Origin of the sequence: Klebsiella sp. AqSCr (genome assembly GCF_008452795.1) — a bacterium.
In the GTDB taxonomy this organism is placed as follows: Bacteria; Pseudomonadota; Gammaproteobacteria; order Enterobacterales; family Enterobacteriaceae; genus Klebsiella; species Klebsiella pneumoniae.
On the sequence record NZ_MJDM01000005.1, the window covers coordinates 31,404 to 47,641 of the forward strand.

The 16,238-nt window shown below is 57.5% G+C and carries 15 protein-coding genes; 3 read left to right on the forward strand and 12 right to left on the reverse strand.

What is annotated here, in order from left to right:
* Window positions 1-17: 17 nt before the first annotated feature.
* Window positions 18-2,276 carry a catalase HPII gene (katE, locus tag BHE81_RS03975; protein WP_002901554.1) on the reverse strand — a complete coding sequence of 753 codons (2,259 nt, stop codon included), beginning with the start codon at window positions 2,274-2,276 and terminating at the stop codon, window positions 18-20.
* Window positions 2,277-2,466: 190 nt separating this feature from the next.
* On the opposite strand from katE, the gene cedA reads away from it, so the two are divergent.
* On the forward strand, window positions 2,467-2,721 hold the full coding sequence (cedA, locus tag BHE81_RS03980) for a cell division activator CedA (RefSeq protein ID WP_008807754.1): 255 nt from the start codon (window positions 2,467-2,469) through the stop codon (window positions 2,719-2,721).
* 59 nt (window positions 2,722-2,780) lie between these two features.
* Here cedA and BHE81_RS03985 read toward each other — a convergent pair whose 3' ends face one another.
* The 4 genes from BHE81_RS03985 to hxpB form a co-directional block, all read right to left on the reverse strand.
* Window positions 2,781-4,172, reverse strand: coding sequence for an L-cystine transporter (locus BHE81_RS03985; RefSeq protein ID WP_004151918.1), 1,392 nt, complete (start codon window positions 4,170-4,172; stop codon window positions 2,781-2,783).
* Window positions 4,173-4,307: 135 nt separating this feature from the next.
* Window positions 4,308-4,898, reverse strand: coding sequence for a metal-dependent hydrolase (locus tag BHE81_RS03990; RefSeq protein WP_002901611.1), 591 nt, complete (start codon window positions 4,896-4,898; stop codon window positions 4,308-4,310).
* Window positions 4,899-4,989: 91 nt separating this feature from the next.
* Window positions 4,990-5,751, reverse strand: coding sequence for a 2-dehydro-3-deoxy-D-gluconate 5-dehydrogenase KduD (gene kduD / locus BHE81_RS03995; RefSeq protein ID WP_004176511.1), 762 nt, complete (start codon window positions 5,749-5,751; stop codon window positions 4,990-4,992).
* Window positions 5,752-5,900: 149 nt separating this feature from the next.
* Window positions 5,901-6,569, reverse strand: coding sequence for a hexitol phosphatase HxpB (gene hxpB, locus BHE81_RS04000; RefSeq protein WP_004140335.1), 669 nt, complete (start codon window positions 6,567-6,569; stop codon window positions 5,901-5,903).
* 188 nt (window positions 6,570-6,757) lie between these two features.
* Here hxpB and BHE81_RS04005 point away from each other — a divergent pair, with 188 nt between their 5' ends.
* Window positions 6,758-7,294, forward strand: coding sequence for a YniB family protein (locus tag BHE81_RS04005; RefSeq protein WP_023279913.1), 537 nt, complete (start codon window positions 6,758-6,760; stop codon window positions 7,292-7,294).
* Between the two features lie 29 nt (window positions 7,295-7,323).
* Here the strand turns inward: BHE81_RS04005 and yciA are convergent, their stop codons facing one another.
* The 5 genes from yciA to BHE81_RS04030 all read right to left on the reverse strand — a co-directional run bounded on the left by yciA (window position 7,324) and on the right by BHE81_RS04030 (window position 12,053).
* On the reverse strand, window positions 7,324-7,722 hold the full coding sequence (yciA, locus tag BHE81_RS04010) for an acyl-CoA thioester hydrolase YciA (RefSeq protein WP_002901629.1): 399 nt from the start codon (window positions 7,720-7,722) through the stop codon (window positions 7,324-7,326).
* A gap of 99 nt (window positions 7,723-7,821) precedes the next feature.
* Complete coding sequence (locus tag BHE81_RS04015; RefSeq protein ID WP_110246672.1) at window positions 7,822-10,005, reverse strand: TonB-dependent siderophore receptor; 2,184 nt, start codon at window positions 10,003-10,005, stop codon at window positions 7,822-7,824.
* 271 nt (window positions 10,006-10,276) lie between these two features.
* Window positions 10,277-10,816: a septation protein A gene (locus BHE81_RS04020; protein ID WP_023279914.1), complete on the reverse strand. Its 540-nt coding sequence runs from the start codon at window positions 10,814-10,816 to the stop codon at window positions 10,277-10,279.
* Between the two features lie 54 nt (window positions 10,817-10,870).
* Entirely contained in the window at window positions 10,871-11,614 is a 744-nt protein-coding gene (locus tag BHE81_RS04025; RefSeq protein ID WP_002901632.1) for a YciC family protein, read from the reverse strand.
* A gap of 25 nt (window positions 11,615-11,639) precedes the next feature.
* A complete protein-coding gene (locus BHE81_RS04030; protein ID WP_002901633.1) occupies window positions 11,640-12,053 on the reverse strand; it encodes a YkgJ family cysteine cluster protein in 414 nt (137 codons plus the stop codon).
* Between the two features lie 269 nt (window positions 12,054-12,322).
* Between BHE81_RS04030 and ompW the strand changes: the two genes are divergently transcribed.
* Complete coding sequence (ompW, locus tag BHE81_RS04035; protein ID WP_002901634.1) at window positions 12,323-12,961, forward strand: outer membrane protein OmpW; 639 nt, start codon at window positions 12,323-12,325, stop codon at window positions 12,959-12,961.
* 84 nt (window positions 12,962-13,045) lie between these two features.
* Here the strand turns inward: ompW and ybiX are convergent, their stop codons facing one another.
* Both ybiX and BHE81_RS04045 read right to left on the reverse strand, forming a co-directional pair.
* Window positions 13,046-13,723: a PKHD-type hydroxylase YbiX gene (gene ybiX / locus BHE81_RS04040; protein ID WP_004140326.1), complete on the reverse strand. Its 678-nt coding sequence runs from the start codon at window positions 13,721-13,723 to the stop codon at window positions 13,046-13,048.
* 48 nt (window positions 13,724-13,771) lie between these two features.
* A complete protein-coding gene (locus BHE81_RS04045) occupies window positions 13,772-16,057 on the reverse strand; it encodes a catecholate siderophore receptor Fiu (protein WP_023342878.1) in 2,286 nt (761 codons plus the stop codon).
* Window positions 16,058-16,238: the final 181 nt, after the last annotated feature.

The following is a 16,238-nucleotide window of genomic DNA, read 5'->3' on the forward strand; positions in this document are numbered from 1 at the left end:
GCGTGCCGGGCTTTTTACTACGCCGGAATAGCGGCGATTTTCGGGCTTCTCGACCACACGCGGTGGGCCGTCATCAGGGCGAGCAGTTTGTCCGCCGCTGGCGTGTCGAGCGCATCGGTGACGATGACCCCCTCTTCACCCTGGGTCGGAACATGCAGAACGGACGTCAGCTGCCGCGCATCCCCTGCCAGCAGGATCGGCTTCAGATGTTTATAGGCTTCCAGCAGGTAATAGCGCGCGTCACCGCTCTGACTCAGGGCGCTGAGGTCGCCGCCGGGCACCACCACCGCATCCACCGTCAGCGACGGGGAGCCGGCGAAGGTGCCGGCGATCGGCAGCGGAGAACCATCGTCGGCAATGACTTCGCCCATTCGCGAGTAGAGCAGCTTGCTGTGCACGCCCTGGGCCTGCAGCGCCTGCAGGAGCTGAACCAGATCCTGCGCTGAGGTGCGTTCGTTGAGCAGGACTGCCACCACGCGACCTTTCACATCGCCTTCGGCGTCGGCGTAGAGGCTGAGGCTGGGGTCTTTCTCCACGCCATTGACCGGGGCGGGCAGGGTAATGTTGCGCTGATCGTCGCTCAGTTCGATGCCTAAGTTCGCCCCAACCGCTTCCGCAAGCTTAGTATCAATGTGGGCCAGATGATCGACCACCCGCTCGCGGATCCAGGTGCGGACCACTTTGCTGAGTTCGAAGCTGAAACCATCGATAATATGCTGCTGTTCAATCGGCGTCTGGCTCAGCCAGAACAGACGCGGCTGGGCGTAATATTCGCCGAACGAAGGGCTGCGCTGGCGGATTTTTTCGCCGTCGACGCGCTCGGCGAGGGACTCAAAGCCACCGCGTTTGGCGGCAGGCGGCGTCTCGCGCGGCCAGTTGTCGTTAATCGAGTTGGGCTCGTAGTTGGCCGGATTGGTGTCAATGTCCATCCGGTGCATCCCGTCACGCTGGAAATTATGATACGGGCAGGTCGGACGGTTGATGGGGATTTCATGGAAGTTCGGCCCACCCAGGCGGCTAATTTGCGTATCGGTGTAAGAGAAGAGACGCCCCTGCAGCAGCGGATCGTTGCTGAAATCAATGCCCGGGACGATATGTCCGGGATGGAAGGCCGCCTGTTCATTTTCGGCAAAGAAGTTATCCGGGTTGCGGTTGAGGACCATTCTGCCAACCCGCTGCACCGGCACCAGCGCCTCGGGGATCAGCTTGGTGGGATCGAGCAGGTCGAAGTCAAAAGCAAATTCATTCTCTTCGGGGATCAATTGCAGGCCAAGCTCAAATTCCGGGTAGTCCCCGGCTTCGATGGCCTCCCATAGATCGCGGCGATGAAAATCGGGGTCGCGGCCGGTCAGCTTCTGCGCTTCATCCCACACCAGCGACGCCTTGCCGGCGACCGGTTTCCAGTGAAAGCGAACGAAGGTGGCTTTGCCCTCGGCATTAATCAGACGGAAGGTATGGATCCCGAAGCCTTCCATGGTGCGATAGCTGCGCGGGATGCCGCGATCCGACATCGCCCACATCACGTTGTGCAGCGTTTCCGGCTGCAGGGAAACATAGTCCCAGAAAGTATCGTGGGCGCTCTGCCCCTGTGGGATGGCCCAGTGGGGTTCAGGCTTCACGGCGTGGACAAAGTCGGGGAACTTCATCGCGTCCTGGATGAAGAAGACCGGTGTGTTGTTGCCCACCAGGTCAAAAATCCCTTCGTCAGTGTAAAACTTGGTAGCGAAGCCGCGAATATCGCGGACGGTGTCCGCCGACCCCGCGCCGCCCTGCACGGTGGAAAAGCGTACAAACACCGGGGTGATTTTATCGGCTGACGAAAGAAAATCGGCTTTAGTCAACGCAGCCAGGCTTTTGTAGGGCTGGAAGTAGCCGTGGGCGGCAGAGCCGCGGGCATGAACGATACGCTCCGGAATACGCTCGTGGTCAAAGTGGGTGATCTTCTCCCGCAGGATAAAATCTTCCAGCAGCGTTGGGCCGCGGCTACCGGCGCGCAGCGAATTCTGATCGTCAGCAATGCGCACGCCCTGGTTGGTGGTCAGCGGAAAATCTTCCCCCCCTTTGCGTTGCGCCTCCAGGGAATCCAGTTTGCTGTTATGAGTATCGGGCGCTTTCAGGCTGCCTGGGGCGGTGGGTTCGACGCCCGGAGCGGTAGGTTTCGGCGTGGGGCGCCACTCCCGATCGTCCGGCGCCAGCGAATCGAGACCCGGCTGCGCTTCCTCGCTGTCGTGGACCGGTGCCTGCTGTTGGTGAGGGTTCGGGTGCTTATCAGACATTACTCGTCTCCTGCTTTCATTGCTAAAAGTGGTCGTTGATAGACCAAAACCCTTCTAACTATAGAACATTACGCTGTCTGCGCCCGGCGAGGGGGCAGGGAGTTATCCTAAAATGCGCATCGGCGGCGAAGGGGCGACGAACGGGGCCACAATCGGCTATGATAGAGGTTTCTGTTTCCCGCTATGTTTAGTGAATCCATTTGTTATGAAACCATTGCGCCAACAAAATCGCCCTGTCATTAGCTACGTGCCGCGCGTGGAGCCTGCGCCCCCGGAACATGCCGTGAAAATGGACCATTTTCGCGATGTCTGGATTTTGCGCGGGAAGTATGTCGCTTTTCTGCTGATGGGGGAGCATTTCCGTCGCTCACCGGCATTCAGCGTGCCGGAGTCGGCGCAGCGCTGGGCTAACCAGGTGCGTCAGGAAGGTGAGATTGAAGCCTGAGTCGGCTGCAGAAATAAAAAAACCGCTGAATGATCAGCGGTTTTTTTTGTGCTTGCCGTTTAGCGATGCGCCAGTTCGGCTTCTTCCTCGCTATCGAAGATCGACTTGTCGGTCTGGCGCAGCCACTGGCTGGTCAGCGTCCCGGCGGTCATTGAGCCGTTAACGTTCAGCGCGGTACGCCCCATATCGATCAGCGGTTCGACGGAGATGAGCAGGGCTACCAGGGTCACCGGCAGGCCCATCGCCGGCAGGACGATCAGCGCGGCGAAGGTCGCGCCGCCGCCCACCCCGGCGACGCCCGCCGAGCTGACGGTGACGATGCCCACGAGGGTGGCAATCCACATCGGATCCAGCGGGTTGATGCCCACGGTCGGCGCGACCATCACCGCCAACATTGCCGGATAGATACCGGCGCAGCCGTTCTGGCCGATGGTGGCACCAAAGGAGGCGGAGAAGCTGGCAATCGACTCCGGTACGCCGAGACGACGGGTTTGCGCCTCAACGTTCAGCGGAATGGAGGCGGCGCTGGAGCGGCTGGTAAAGGCGAAGGTGATCACCGGCCAGACTTTACGGAAGTACTTCAGCGGGCTGACGCCGTTAATCGCCAGCAGCAGGCCGTGGACGACAAACATAATACCCAGCGCAATGTACGAGGCTACCACGAAGCCGCCAAGCTTGATGATGTCCTGCAAATTCGACCCGGCAACCACTTTGGTCATCAGGGCCAGCACACCGTAAGGGGTCAGCTGCATGACCAGACGAACCAGCTTCATTACCCAGCCCTGCAGGGTATCGATCGCGGTCAGCACGCGCTGGCCTTTTTCCACATCCTCTTTCAGCAACTTAAGCGCTGCGACGCCGAGGAACGCCGAGAAAATGACGATGCTGATGATGGAGGTTGGGTTAGCCCCGGTCAGGTCAGCAAACGGGTTCTTCGGCACGAAGGAAAGGATCAGCTGCGGGACGCTGAGATCCGCTACTTTCCCCACATAGTTGCTCTGGATGGCGTTCAGACGGGCGGTCTCCGCGCTGCCCTGGACCAGACCCTCGGCGGTGAGGCCGAACATATTGGTCACCAGCACGCCAACCAGGGCGGCGATCAGGGTGGTGAACAACAGAGTACCGATGCTCAGGAAGCTAATTTTCCCCAGCTGCGAGGCATTGTGCAGGCGGGCCACCGCGCTAAGGATGGAGGCGAAGACCAGCGGCATAACAATCATTTGCAGCAGCTGGACGTAACCGTTGCCGACGATATTGAACCACTGGATGGAATCCTTCAGCACCTGGCTGTCAGACCCGTAGATCAGCTGCAGCGCCAGACCAAATACCACGCCAGTCGCCAGACCGACCAGCACTTTTCTGGCCAGGCTCCACTGTTTATGGCGTGTTTGCCCCAGCGCAAACAGTAATACGGCGAACACGACTACGTTCGCTATTAATGGAAAGTTCATCCCCGTTCTCCTGATATTTTTATAACCTGGGCTGGTGGATAACCAGCTCTTATGACGGCAAGGTTAGCAGAAGGCGTTATCAAGGACTTATATTCAAATGGAATGGGTTATAACCAAATGGCGTTTTCCGCCGCTTTATCGCCCACTCTGGTGACTTATAAAGCGATTGAAGGTGATCTGCAGGGAATTGATCACCCCGGATGACCAGCGTATCGCGCTGTTATCCGCCAGCGTCTGCGGCATCCAGACGGCATAGACGAACAGTGCCATACACAAGGCGCGTTCGAGCTGATTGCCCTTGCGCGGCGCAAGGATCGGCAGCCGAAAGCGCCAGCGACAGGGCCACAGCAGCGGCACACCGGCGGGGGTGAGCATATCGGCGAGAATGTGGCTGAGATAGCCCAGCACCAGGCCCTGGAGAGCGTCTGCCGGGACAATCCAGCTGTCAGGCACTTTCAGATAGAACAGCGTCAGCGCGCCAAAGACGGCCAGCAGGCTGTGGGTGAAGCCGCGGTGGCCAAAGGCCCGCGCCACGGGCTTTGAGATCCAGCTCAGCCGCTGGCCAAGAAACGACTTGGGGTGATCGATGTCCGGCAGCAGGCAGGTCAATACCGCCGAGGGCACAATATGCCACCAGTCGCCCTGCGCCAGCACCGGCGTTAACTCTGCGTTTTTGGCAAATACTGCGCAGGCGATTGAAAAGAAGAGATGGCCTTCCGCCGTCATGATAACACACCCTAAACTGTCGATTCATACAGTATAGGGTTTTTATACAGTGTACGGAAGAGGTGACGGTGTAACTCTTTGTCACAAACTCTCAGCGCGCCAGCCATCCGCCATCGACGGCCAGCGTATAGCCGTTAATATAGTCGGCCGCTGATGAGGCGAGAAACACCACCGGCCCCTGCAGGTCTTTCGGCGCTCCCCAGCGACCAGCGGGAATGCGCTCGAGGATCGCCTGGTTACGCTCTTCATCTTCGCGCAGCGCCTGGGTGTTATTGGTGGCCATATACCCGGGCGCTATGGCGTTGACGTTGATACCCTGGCCAGCCCATTCGTTGGCCAGCAGACGGGTCAAACCCAGCACGCCGCTTTTCGAGGCGGTGTAGGAGGGGACGCGGATCCCGCCCTGAAACGAGAGCATCGAGGCGATGTTAATGATTTTCCCGCCTTCCCCCTGGCGAATGAACTGCCTGGCGACCGCCTGGCTGAGAAAGAAAACCGCTTTGAGATTCAGGTCGATCACCGCGTCCCAGTCGCTTTCCGTGAAGGTCAGGGCATCATGGCGGCGGATAATTCCGGCGTTGTTGACCAGAATATCGACCCGGCCCATCGCCGCCACCGCCTGGTCGACCAGACCGCTCATATCATTCTCTTGGCTGAGATCCGCCTGAATGGCGTGAAAGCGGCGGCCCAGCGCCAGCACCTGGGCGGCCGTATCATGGGGAATTTTACGGTTGATGCCGACGATATCGCACCCGGCCTGCGCCAGGCCCAGCGTCATTCCCTGTCCCAGGCCGGTATCGCAACCGGTCACGATGGCGACCTTACCCGTCAGGTCGAAGGCGTTCAGTACCATATTCACCTCTGTCAGCTGATCTACTGGCGTACGATGACGCCACCTGTGACCAGCATAGAGGGAGGAAAACAAAATTACAATTAAAATGAAACAATGTTTTGATTTTGTTGCTGGCGGCGTGACAGCGATTGTTGCACCCGCCAGCGGTCTTAGCCGAGCAAGTTCTCAGCAGTGAGTGCCAGCAGTGACGGAAGCTTGACGTCCGCCAGCGCAAAGCGCGGGTCGCGGCTGTTCTCCGCTTCCGGGACCACGATAGACCGCATGCGCGCGGCTTTGCTGGCGATCATGCCGTTGACCGAATCCTCCAGCGCGACGCAGCGCTGCGGGTCGACTCCCAGGGCAGCGGCGCAGTTGAGGTAGACCTGCGGGTGCGGTTTGCTCCAGGGTAAATGCTCCGCGGAGGCGAGAGCATCAAACTGGTCGCGCAGTTCAAACATATCGAGCACTTTCTCCAGCATCATCAGCGGCGAGGCCGAGGCCAGGCCCACCTTTAAGCCCTGAGCTTTACACAGGGCCACTGCCTCGCGTACGCCCGGCAGCAGCGGGCGTGAGGCTTCCACCAGCTCAATGGCGCGACGAATAATGCGCGCGGTAGCTTCCGCCCGGTCTACGCCGTGCCACGGCTGCTGCGCGTACCACAGATCCACCACCAGGTCGATTCGCAGACCGAGCAGGTCGGGCAGTTCATCGCGGCGACGGGTATCCACTCCCAGGCTCTCCATGACCTCGACCTCCGCCTGATCCCAGAGCGGCTCCGAGTCAATCAGCAACCCGTCCATATCAAATATCGCGGCCTCAATGCGGCGCTTCGCTGACATATGTCCTTCTCCTGTTGCGTAATCAGATAAACGAATCGGCAATCATGGTATATCATACCGCGCATTATTGGGCGAAATTCGCCGTGGCAGATAGACTTATACCCGACATACTCGGGGGAGCGAGGGAAGCCAGCGCCACGCAACAGGCAGCAGGCGAACCACCAACGCGTCTTTAACAAGGGGAACTCATGACGTACCAACAAGCTGGACGCATAGCGGTTATCAAACGCATTTTAGGATGGGTTATCTTTATTCCCGCCGTGCTGTCGACGCTGATTTCTGTGTTCAAATTTATGTATGAGCACAGTGAAAAGAAACCCGGCATTGATGCGGTAATGATGGATTTTGCGCACGTGATGATTGAGATGATGCGCTTTAACACGCCGTTCCTGAACTTTTTCTGGTACAACTCGCCGCTGCCGGATTTTCACCATAGCCTGAACATCGGCTTCTGGATCATCTTCATTCTGGTGTTTGTCGGCATGGCCCTGCAGGCTTCCGGCGCGCGAATGGCGCGGCAGGCGAAATTTCTTCGCGAGGGGATTGAGGATCAGCTGATCCTCGAACAGGCTAAAGGCGCAGATGGGTTAACCCGCGAGCAGCTCGCTGAACGCATTGTGGTACCGCGCCATACGATCCTGGTGCAGTATTTCCCACTGTACGTGCTGCCGGTGATCGTGATTGTCATCGGTTACTTCTTCTTTTCGCTGCTGGGCTTTCTGTAAGTCAGGTGCCCGGCAAGCCGGGCACCTTCTTATTCCGCTGGCAGAGGACGTGGTTTTCCCTGATTATCAACGGCAACGTAGATAAACAGCGCTTCCGTCGCCTTGTAGCGCTGGCCAATCGGTTCTGAAGAGACTTTTTTCACCCACACTTCGATATTGATTGTCACCGAGGTGTTGCCGCGCTTCACGCAGCGGGCGTAGCAGCACACCACGTCGCCAACGGCGACCGGACGTAAAAAGGTCATCCCATCCACCCGCACGGTCACCACGCGACCCTGGGCGATCTCTTTGGCCATAATGGCGCCGCCAATATCCATTTGCGACATCAGCCAGCCGCCAAAAATATCCCCGTTGGCATTGGTATCCGCCGGCATTGCCAGGGTGCGTAAAACCATTTCGCCCTTTGGGGCGAGATCTGTTGTTGTCATGCTCTACTCTGCTGTGGTCAAAGACGATCAGCGGGATGCTACTATGAAAATAGCGCAGTGAGAATAGGGGAATACGCCCGCTGGCGCGGGCGCGGTGGTTCAGAAGGAGAGGGTAACGCCGGCGTAATACGCGCGGCCAGGCTCATTGTAGGTCGAGGCGCCGGCTTTTTCGCGATACAGTTGTTTATCAAATAGATTACTTATTCCGGCATTCAGGCGAATATCCCGGTTTAGCTGATACTGAGTACCAATACCCACGATGGAATAGGCGCCAACCTCGGTGGTGGCAAGGGTCCCGGTTTCGTTGCGGATCTCCGCATACTGACGCGGCTTCTGACGGCCATAAAGCGTCCAGTTCACATTCGCAGACAGGGCGTCGTTTACCTGCCAGTCGAGCATCGTGTTAACGGTATATTTCGGGATAACCGACAGCGGGTTGCCTGTCTCTTTACTTTCAGATTTGAGCATCCAGGTGGCATTGGTCCGCCAGCTGAGGACATCTCTCAGCACCGGGATCAGCAGATTTCCTTCCAGCCCCTCGACCACGGCTTTGCCGCCGTTCTGCCATTGCAAAATATTATTGCCGCTGGAGGTATAGCCCAGTACCTCTGTTCCGGAGACGATTTTGTTTTTGTAATCGTTGCGAAACCAGGTGACCCCGGCAGCGTAACCATTAAGGTTAAATTCGATACCGATCTCTTTGTTGATACTGATCTCCGGGTCGAGGTCAGGGTTACCCAGCAGGTAGCAGCTGCCTTCAGCGATCGTGTTTGGACAACCGTTGCCGCGGGTGGAGAGCAAATAGCCTTTACTGGATTGATAGAGGTTTGGCGCTTTAAACACGCGCGCGATACCGGCCTTCAGTGTGAACATATCGCCGAGCTCCTGGGACAGATTGAGGCTGGGGCTCCAGTTACTGCCAAACTGATTATGATAATCGAAGCGAATGCCGGGGATCAGGTTGGTGCCGGGCACGGCTTCGATATTATCTTCCAGATAGATACCGGTGAGGGTGGCGCTGTTTTTGGTACTGCGTTGCGTAGGGTCGCCCGAGGTCCCAGGGATAGTCTCGCCGTTGCTGTTAGTGGCCTGCATCGATGCCGGGTCGTCGAGCTGATCATGGTTCCATTCCATTCCCAGCGTCAGCGTCTGGTCCGCCAGCCAGAAGAAAGGCACATTGAATTCCGAGGTAGTACGCCAGGATTCCAGACGGCTGGTGGCATAATCTTCACTGTTGATCATGCCTTCGACGCGGCCGGTAGAGCCTTCCTGCAGGCGGGTATTGTTGGTTTTCTCGTAGTAAACACCGGCTTTGGACTGGCCCCAATCCCATAGACCGTTGTAGGTCAGTCCCCAGGACTGGCGATAGAGGCGATTAGTTTCGTGGCCGTACAGGGAGTCCACCAGCCCGTTCGGGCTAAGATTGCCGTTGCTGTACTGGGTATCGCCAGCATAGATATTCCCCTGACGGCTATAGGCGTAGCTGAAATCGAGAATTTGTTGCGGGGTCATTTTCCATGACAGTAGCGCGTTAATGTCTTTATTGCGGACCCCTTCGCGCCCCGCAGCGTAAGAGCCGTTTTGCGCATGGTTAATATCCCAGGCGTCGGGTTCCGTTTTATTGATATTGCCATACAGGCGCATCGTCAGCGCCTCGCCGGCCAGTGGGCCGCTGAGATTGAAGTTAGCGCGATTGGTCGTGCCTTCTTTGTTGTTTTCCGGCTGGTTGGTGAAGAAAGACAGCGAACCGTGCCAGGTGTTGGTCGGACGTTTGGTAATGATATTGACCACTCCGCCCGCCGCGCCGGAACCATAGCGCGCGGCTGCCGGACCGCGGAGAACTTCAATCCGTTCGACCATTTCGGCAGGTACCCAGTTGCTGTCGCCCCGGGTATCGCGTTCGCCGCGCCAGCTATAGCGAACCGCGTTACGTGACGTGACCGGTACCCCATCTATCAGGATCAGGGTGTTCTCCGGCCCCATGCCGCGGATATCAATCTGGCGGTTGTTGCCCCGACTGCCGCTGGCGCTGTTGCCGGTCAAGTTCACCCCGGGCATTTTACGGATGATGTCTGAGAGATCGTTGACCGGCGGCTGCTTAGCAATATCCTCAGCCGTGATAATCGACACCCCGGGCTGTTGCTTAAGCGCCTCTTCCGCCGTACTGCGCACAATCATCGTTTCGGTATCTTGTTCTGATTCTTCAGCAAAGGCGTTAGGGGCGAGGAGACTGGATATGACCAGCGCCAGGGTCGTGGGCACAGAATATTGCGGCGATCTCATGTAAATATCCTTTTCAAAACAATGCAAAATGAGATCGAGAATATTAATGATAACAATTATCATTACAATGTAACGAGATGAATCTCCATAAAATCCTCACAATTACCGCAACTTTTTATGCAGTTGAGAGAAATCGTGAAGAGAGCCTGCACAGTGTGGCCGGGAAGCTGTCAGCGTATGCGCTGAGGTTGTGTGGTTGCAGGGAATGTTTGCCAGTGCAGTAAGCTTATAGGGGGCGAGCGCGGCGCGCGATGGCGCGCCGGCGGAGGGGTTAGTGGTGGTCGTCCTGCGGCATATGACGGTAGATGTAGATCCCGCTCAGCAAGGTAAAGACCAGCGTGAGGGCGGTTAAACCAAAGACCTTAAAGTTAACCCAGATATTCTGCGGCAGCCAGAAGGCGATATAGATATTGGCCAGCCCGCAGAGAATAAAGAACAGCGCCCAGGCCAGGTTAAGTCGCGACCAGACCTGCTGCGGCAGGCTCAGCTCTTTACCCAGCATGCGCTGGATCAGCGGCTTTTTCATCACCCACTGGCTGAACAGCAGCGCGCCGGCGAACAGGGCATAGATCACCGTCACCTTCCATTTAATAAACTCATCATTATGGAAGAAGATGGTTAACCCGCCGAAGACGGCCACCAGCACGAAGGTGATCAGCGCCATTTTTTCCACTTTCCTGTAGCGCACCCAGCTGTAGATCAGCACGACGGCGGTCGCCACAATCAGCGCCGTGGTGGCGGCGTAGATATCGTAAAGCTTATAAAAGGCAAAGAAGACCACCAGCGGTAAAAAATCCAGAAACTGCTTCATACATCGATCCCGTCTTTCAGGACGGACCGGGGAAGGCCCCGGTCCTGGTTAAAATTAGCTGCGGATAAGCATATACACGCGGAATAAATAGATCAGCAACAGGGCGGAAATCAGGTTGCTGATGGTATTAATCACCACCGCGCCGACGTTTGGCGTCAGGGCGGCAAAGCTGGAAGCAAACAGTAACAGCAGGGTTTTCGCCACCAGCCAACCGATAATAGCCGGCGCCACCAGCCGCAGATTGGCCCACGCCAGGCGCATGCTGCTGCGCATGGCGCCGAGGATGCCCATTTTGTCCTGTACCAGCATGATCGGCGCAAAGGCCAGCACGATGGCCAGCAGCACGCCGGGCACCAGCACCAGCATCATCCCCATCTGCACCAGGAAGGTGGTGAACAGGATCAGCAGCAGCAGCTTGGGCAGTACCGGCGCCGAGGCGCCGATGGCGCGCAGGGCGCTAACGCGATGACCGGCGGAGACCAGCTGGATCAGCAGCAGGACGCCGCCGACGAGGATCGCATTACCTACCAGACCCGAGAAGGTTGATGCCGCCGAGGCGCGCAGCAGAACCTGCTGCTGCTCCGGCGTCATGTTCTGCACCAGCTCGAACAGCCCGGCGCTACCGGCGAGGTTATCGCCTTCGCTGAGTATCGACAGCTGCTCGTCGCTGGGTGAAAAGGCATGGCCAAGTACTACCGTAATAAACGCGCACAACAGCGCAATCAGTAAAATAGTAATGAACTGATTACGAAAAAAATTCCCGGTGTCACGGTAGACGGACTTCGCCGTGATAGACATGCATTCTCCTTGAGTGTCGCAGGTGTTAACTAGCCGGCGATTGTACCGCAAATCGTTCCGTCGTAGCACTCTCTGCGCCGGTCAGGGCAGGTATATCTTTGTAAAGAGGCCGCAATGGTGGCAGGCCGTAGCGCGCCCGCGCCCGGTTGCAGGCATCGTTTTCCTCGCCATTTTCCCCGGACATGGCGAATTCGCGACACGGCGAAGGCCGGTTTTCATAAATAGTGCAGTGAACGGCGTCGCCGATATCGCCAGACAGGGCCGCGCAGCGGCTCTGGCGCTGATTGGTGCCGCTCATGCAGCGCAGGAAAGGGGTCAGCGGTTCGGTCAGCGCGGAGGGCACCAGGCCGCCCGCATCGTCGGCTTCCGCCCAGTAGAAAGAGACTCGAAAATACGCACAACAGGCACCGCACGTCATGCACGGGTTGATTTCACTCATAATTACACCTGAAAAAAACGCATCAACACAGATTGTCGGCAGTTAACTTATCCAGCCGCCTCAGCGACGGCAAGAGGGGCAGAAATAAATTTTTGCGCGAAAAGTGAAAATTGATGTGCGAACAATTCAAGGCATTGCGATCGGTAGCGAAAATTAATCTGGATCAATAAATGTTAAATCTGAGGACTTAGTGTGATCTAAAACAGATCAAACGTAACTCGTTATAGGTATATTTGGCCGCGCTGAAAAACCATAATGAGGAAGTGGATATGAAGAAGTTAGCAGCGGCGGCATTGATTCTTGGCACGCTTTCTACCGGCAGCGTCTGGGCGCATGAAGCGGGTGAGTTTTTCATTCGTGCCGGGACCGCCACCGTCCGACCGACGGAGGGCTCTGACAATGTGTTAGGCAGCCTTGGCAGTTTCAACGTCAGTAACAATACCCAGCTGGGTTTAACCTTTACCTATATGGCGACCGATAACATTGGCGTGGAGTTGCTTGCCGCGACGCCGTTCCGCCATAAGGTCGGCACCGGGCCAACCGGGACTATCGCCACCGTCCATCAGCTGCCGCCCACCCTGATGGCGCAGTGGTACTTTGGCGATGCGCAAAGCAAGGTGCGCCCGTACGTGGGGGCCGGTATCAACTACACCACCTTCTTTAATGAAGACTTTAACGATACCGGCAAGGCGGCCGGGCTTTCCGATCTGAGCCTGAAGGACTCCTGGGGCGCGGCGGGGCAGGTCGGCCTCGATTATCTGATTAACCGCGACTGGCTGCTGAATATGTCGGTGTGGTACATGGATATCGATACCGATGTGAAATTCAAAGCCGGCGGCGTGGACCAGAAAGTCAGCACCCGTCTGGATCCGTGGGTGTTTATGTTCTCCGCAGGCTATCGGTTCTAAATTCTTCTGTAAACTGGCCAACGGATGGCCAGTTCATTGTCTCGTCACACCTGTCTGCCGCAAGCCTCTGTCATCAACAGCGGATCACACTTCCGTCCACTGGCGCAGCAGGTTGTGATACATGTTGAGCAGGGAGAGGACCTCTTCTCCGTCGCCAAAGCGGGCCTTCAGAGACTGGATGGTGCGGTCCAGGTCGTAAAGCATCGCACGCTGCTTATCGTCGCGGACCATCGACTGGATCCACAGGAAAGAGGCCTGGCGGACGCCGCGGGTGACCGGGGTGACGCAGTGCAGGCTGCTGGCGGGATAGAGCACCAGATGCCCGGCCGGGAGCTTCACCCGATGTTGGCCATAGGTGTCTTCAATCACCAGTTCGCCACCCTCATAGCTCTCCGGATCGCAAAGGAACAGCGTCGCTGACAGATCAGTGCGCATCCAGCCCGCCTCGCCGTTCTGGCGAACGGCGCCATCGACGTGAAAACCATAGGTCTCCCCTGGCCCATAGCGGTTAAACAACGGCGCGGAAATCGTCCGCGGCAGCGCGGCGGAAAAAAACTGCGGATGGCCGCGCAGCATATCGAGCACAGCGGCCTGCAGGCGGGCATACAGCGGCGTTCGGGTATCGATCTGCTGGTTCTGTTTGACGGCCGCCCCCTGGCTACCCACCGTAACCCGCCCGTCGACCCACTCGGCCTGCGCCAGCTGCCGGGTAAATTCCGCCACCTGGTCTGTCGATAGCACGTCAGGAATGTGATACATCATCGCGGTGTTCTCTCTAAAAGGTGGGGCGCAACGGCCCCACGCGCAGACTCAGAAATGGACGTTCGCCGTCAGCATAAAGGTCCGGGGTTCGCCCGGATGATAGCGATAGCCGCTCTTGTTGATGGAGGCCACGTAATCGGTATCAAACAGGTTATACATATTGAGCTGCAGATCGAGGTTTCTGTTGACCCGATAGCCCAGTTTGGCGTCGGCAACCCAGTAGCCCTCGGTGTGATCCGGGGTACCGACCGCACCATCGCTGCCCCGGCGCAGGCTTCCGACATAGCGCACACCGCCGCCGACGGACAGATCGCTGGTGGCCTGATACTGCGTCCACAGCGTAAAGGCATGTTTCGGGGTGTAGGCCAGGGCGGAAGATCCATCCTGTGCAACGTTCTGTCCCTCCGTCACTGTCGCATGCTGCTGAGTGTAGCCGGCGATAATCGTCCAGTCCGGGGTCAGGTTTCCGGTCGCGGAGAGTTCATACCCCTCCACGCGCTTTTTGCCGTACTGCGACCAGGTTCCGTCATCGTTGGCGGCCACTTCGTTTTCAATATCGGTGCGGAATAATGCCGCGCTGAGCAGCAGACGGTTGTCGAAGATTTGCCACTTGGTGCCCAGCTCGCTGGATTTTGCCTTCTGCGGCTTAAAGTCGGTTCGGTTAGCGCTGTTGCCGCTGCCGCTGGCGGCCAGGGCGAAGCTGCTGCCTCCCGGCGGCTGCTGTGAGATGGCGTAGTTGACGTAGACATTGCCCTGCTCGGTTAAGCGGTACAGCGCCCCGGCTTTCCAGTTAACCAGATTGCCGGATTTAGCGGTATCGACAGTGGTGACCGGGCTGCCGGTCGACTGTCCGGGCGGGCAGGCGATAGCCCCGCGTCCGCTGCCGCCGCAGGCGGTGGCGCTGTCATATTTGGTATGGTAATTGTCGAGACGCAGCCCGCCGTTGATCTCAATCCGCTCGGTCAGCGTCAGCGTATCAAAGGCATAAATCCCGAAGGTATCGGTCTGGCCGTTGGCGTTCGCCCCGTTTCTGTCCAGCCCGCCAATCGACAGGTTGCTCACCGGATGGTAGAGATTCACCGCCGGCGCGGTCCTGGCGTTAACGCCATAGTTGGTCTGGTTTTCCCGGGTAAACTCCACGCCGGCGCTGACGTCATGGCCTATCGAGCCAGTATCGAAGGTCGAGGTGATATTGGTCTGGTTGGTCAGAATGCGGTTGCTGACATCTTTGGTATTAACCAGACGCGACCAGCTCCAGGTGTTGACGTCATTGATATCGGGGGCGGTGATATTGTTCGCGCCGCCCATCACCGCGGTCAAAAGATACTCCTGTTTCACTCGCGACCAGCGGGTGGTATTGCGCACGGTGGTATTCTCCGTCAGATCGTGTTCGAAGCGCAGGGTACCGCTGTCGGTAGTAGATTTATCGTAATCGGAGTCGGTGCCATAGAAATTGCTGGTATCGACCTTCCCGGCGGAGTTGAGTGCGGCATACTTCGGCGAAGGCGCCGAATAGCCCGGCAGGCCGACGGTAGGGATCCCGCCATCCGGGGTGTTGTTCTGCCGGACGTGCAGATAGTTCAGATACAGACGAGTTGGGGTATCAAGGCCGAAGGCCAGCGACGGTGCGATGCCATAGCGTTCGTTTTCAATGCGGTCCCGACCAGAGTCATGGGTTTTTTCCCCCATCAGGTTCAGACGGAACGCAGCGTTGTCGCTAAACGCCTGGTTCAGGTCGAGAGTGCCCCGGCGCGACCAGGCGCTGCCGATGCTGGCCGAGCCGTCGATCCCGGAGTCAAGGCGCGGCTGCTTGCTGATCATATTGATCGAGCCGGAGGGCGCGCTGCGGCCATAGTCCGTGCCGGCGGGCCCTTTGATGACTTCCACCTGCTGGGTATTGAAGGTATCGCGCGTCACGCTGCCGATGTCGCGAATGCCGTCCACATAGATGCTGTTAGAGGTATCCACGCCGCGCATAAAGATGGCATCCCCGGTGGTTGAGCTGCCATTCTCCCCGGCATAAAACGCCCCCACGCCGGGAACGTTTTTGAGGGCGTCAGTCAGGTTGGTGACGCCCTGATCTTTAATCACCTGTTCCGGGATCACGGTGATGGTGCGGGTGGTATCGACCAGCGGTTTATTGAACTTGGGATCGGCGGAAGCGCCGGGGGAGTAGAGTGAAGGCGGAGCGGCTTCCACTACCAGCGTCTCTTCACTATTTTTGACCGAATTTTCCGCTGCGATGCCTGCTGCCGGCGAGGCTCCCAGACACAGACCTGTAAACAATGCCAATGAGTTGAAACTGCCGAAAGGCAGAGAAGCGTTTTTTTCCATGATAAATGCAGGCTTATTTTTTGTTATGAGCACATATCACACCGCGCAAAAGCGACGTTATTCGTCGTCTGGCTTGCGCTGACCCGGCGTGATTCTATAAATGATAAAAAGAATAGTTATCATTTGCCTTAATATTTACATAGAAAAGTTGACCTTAAAACAACTTTCTTCACTTCGATTT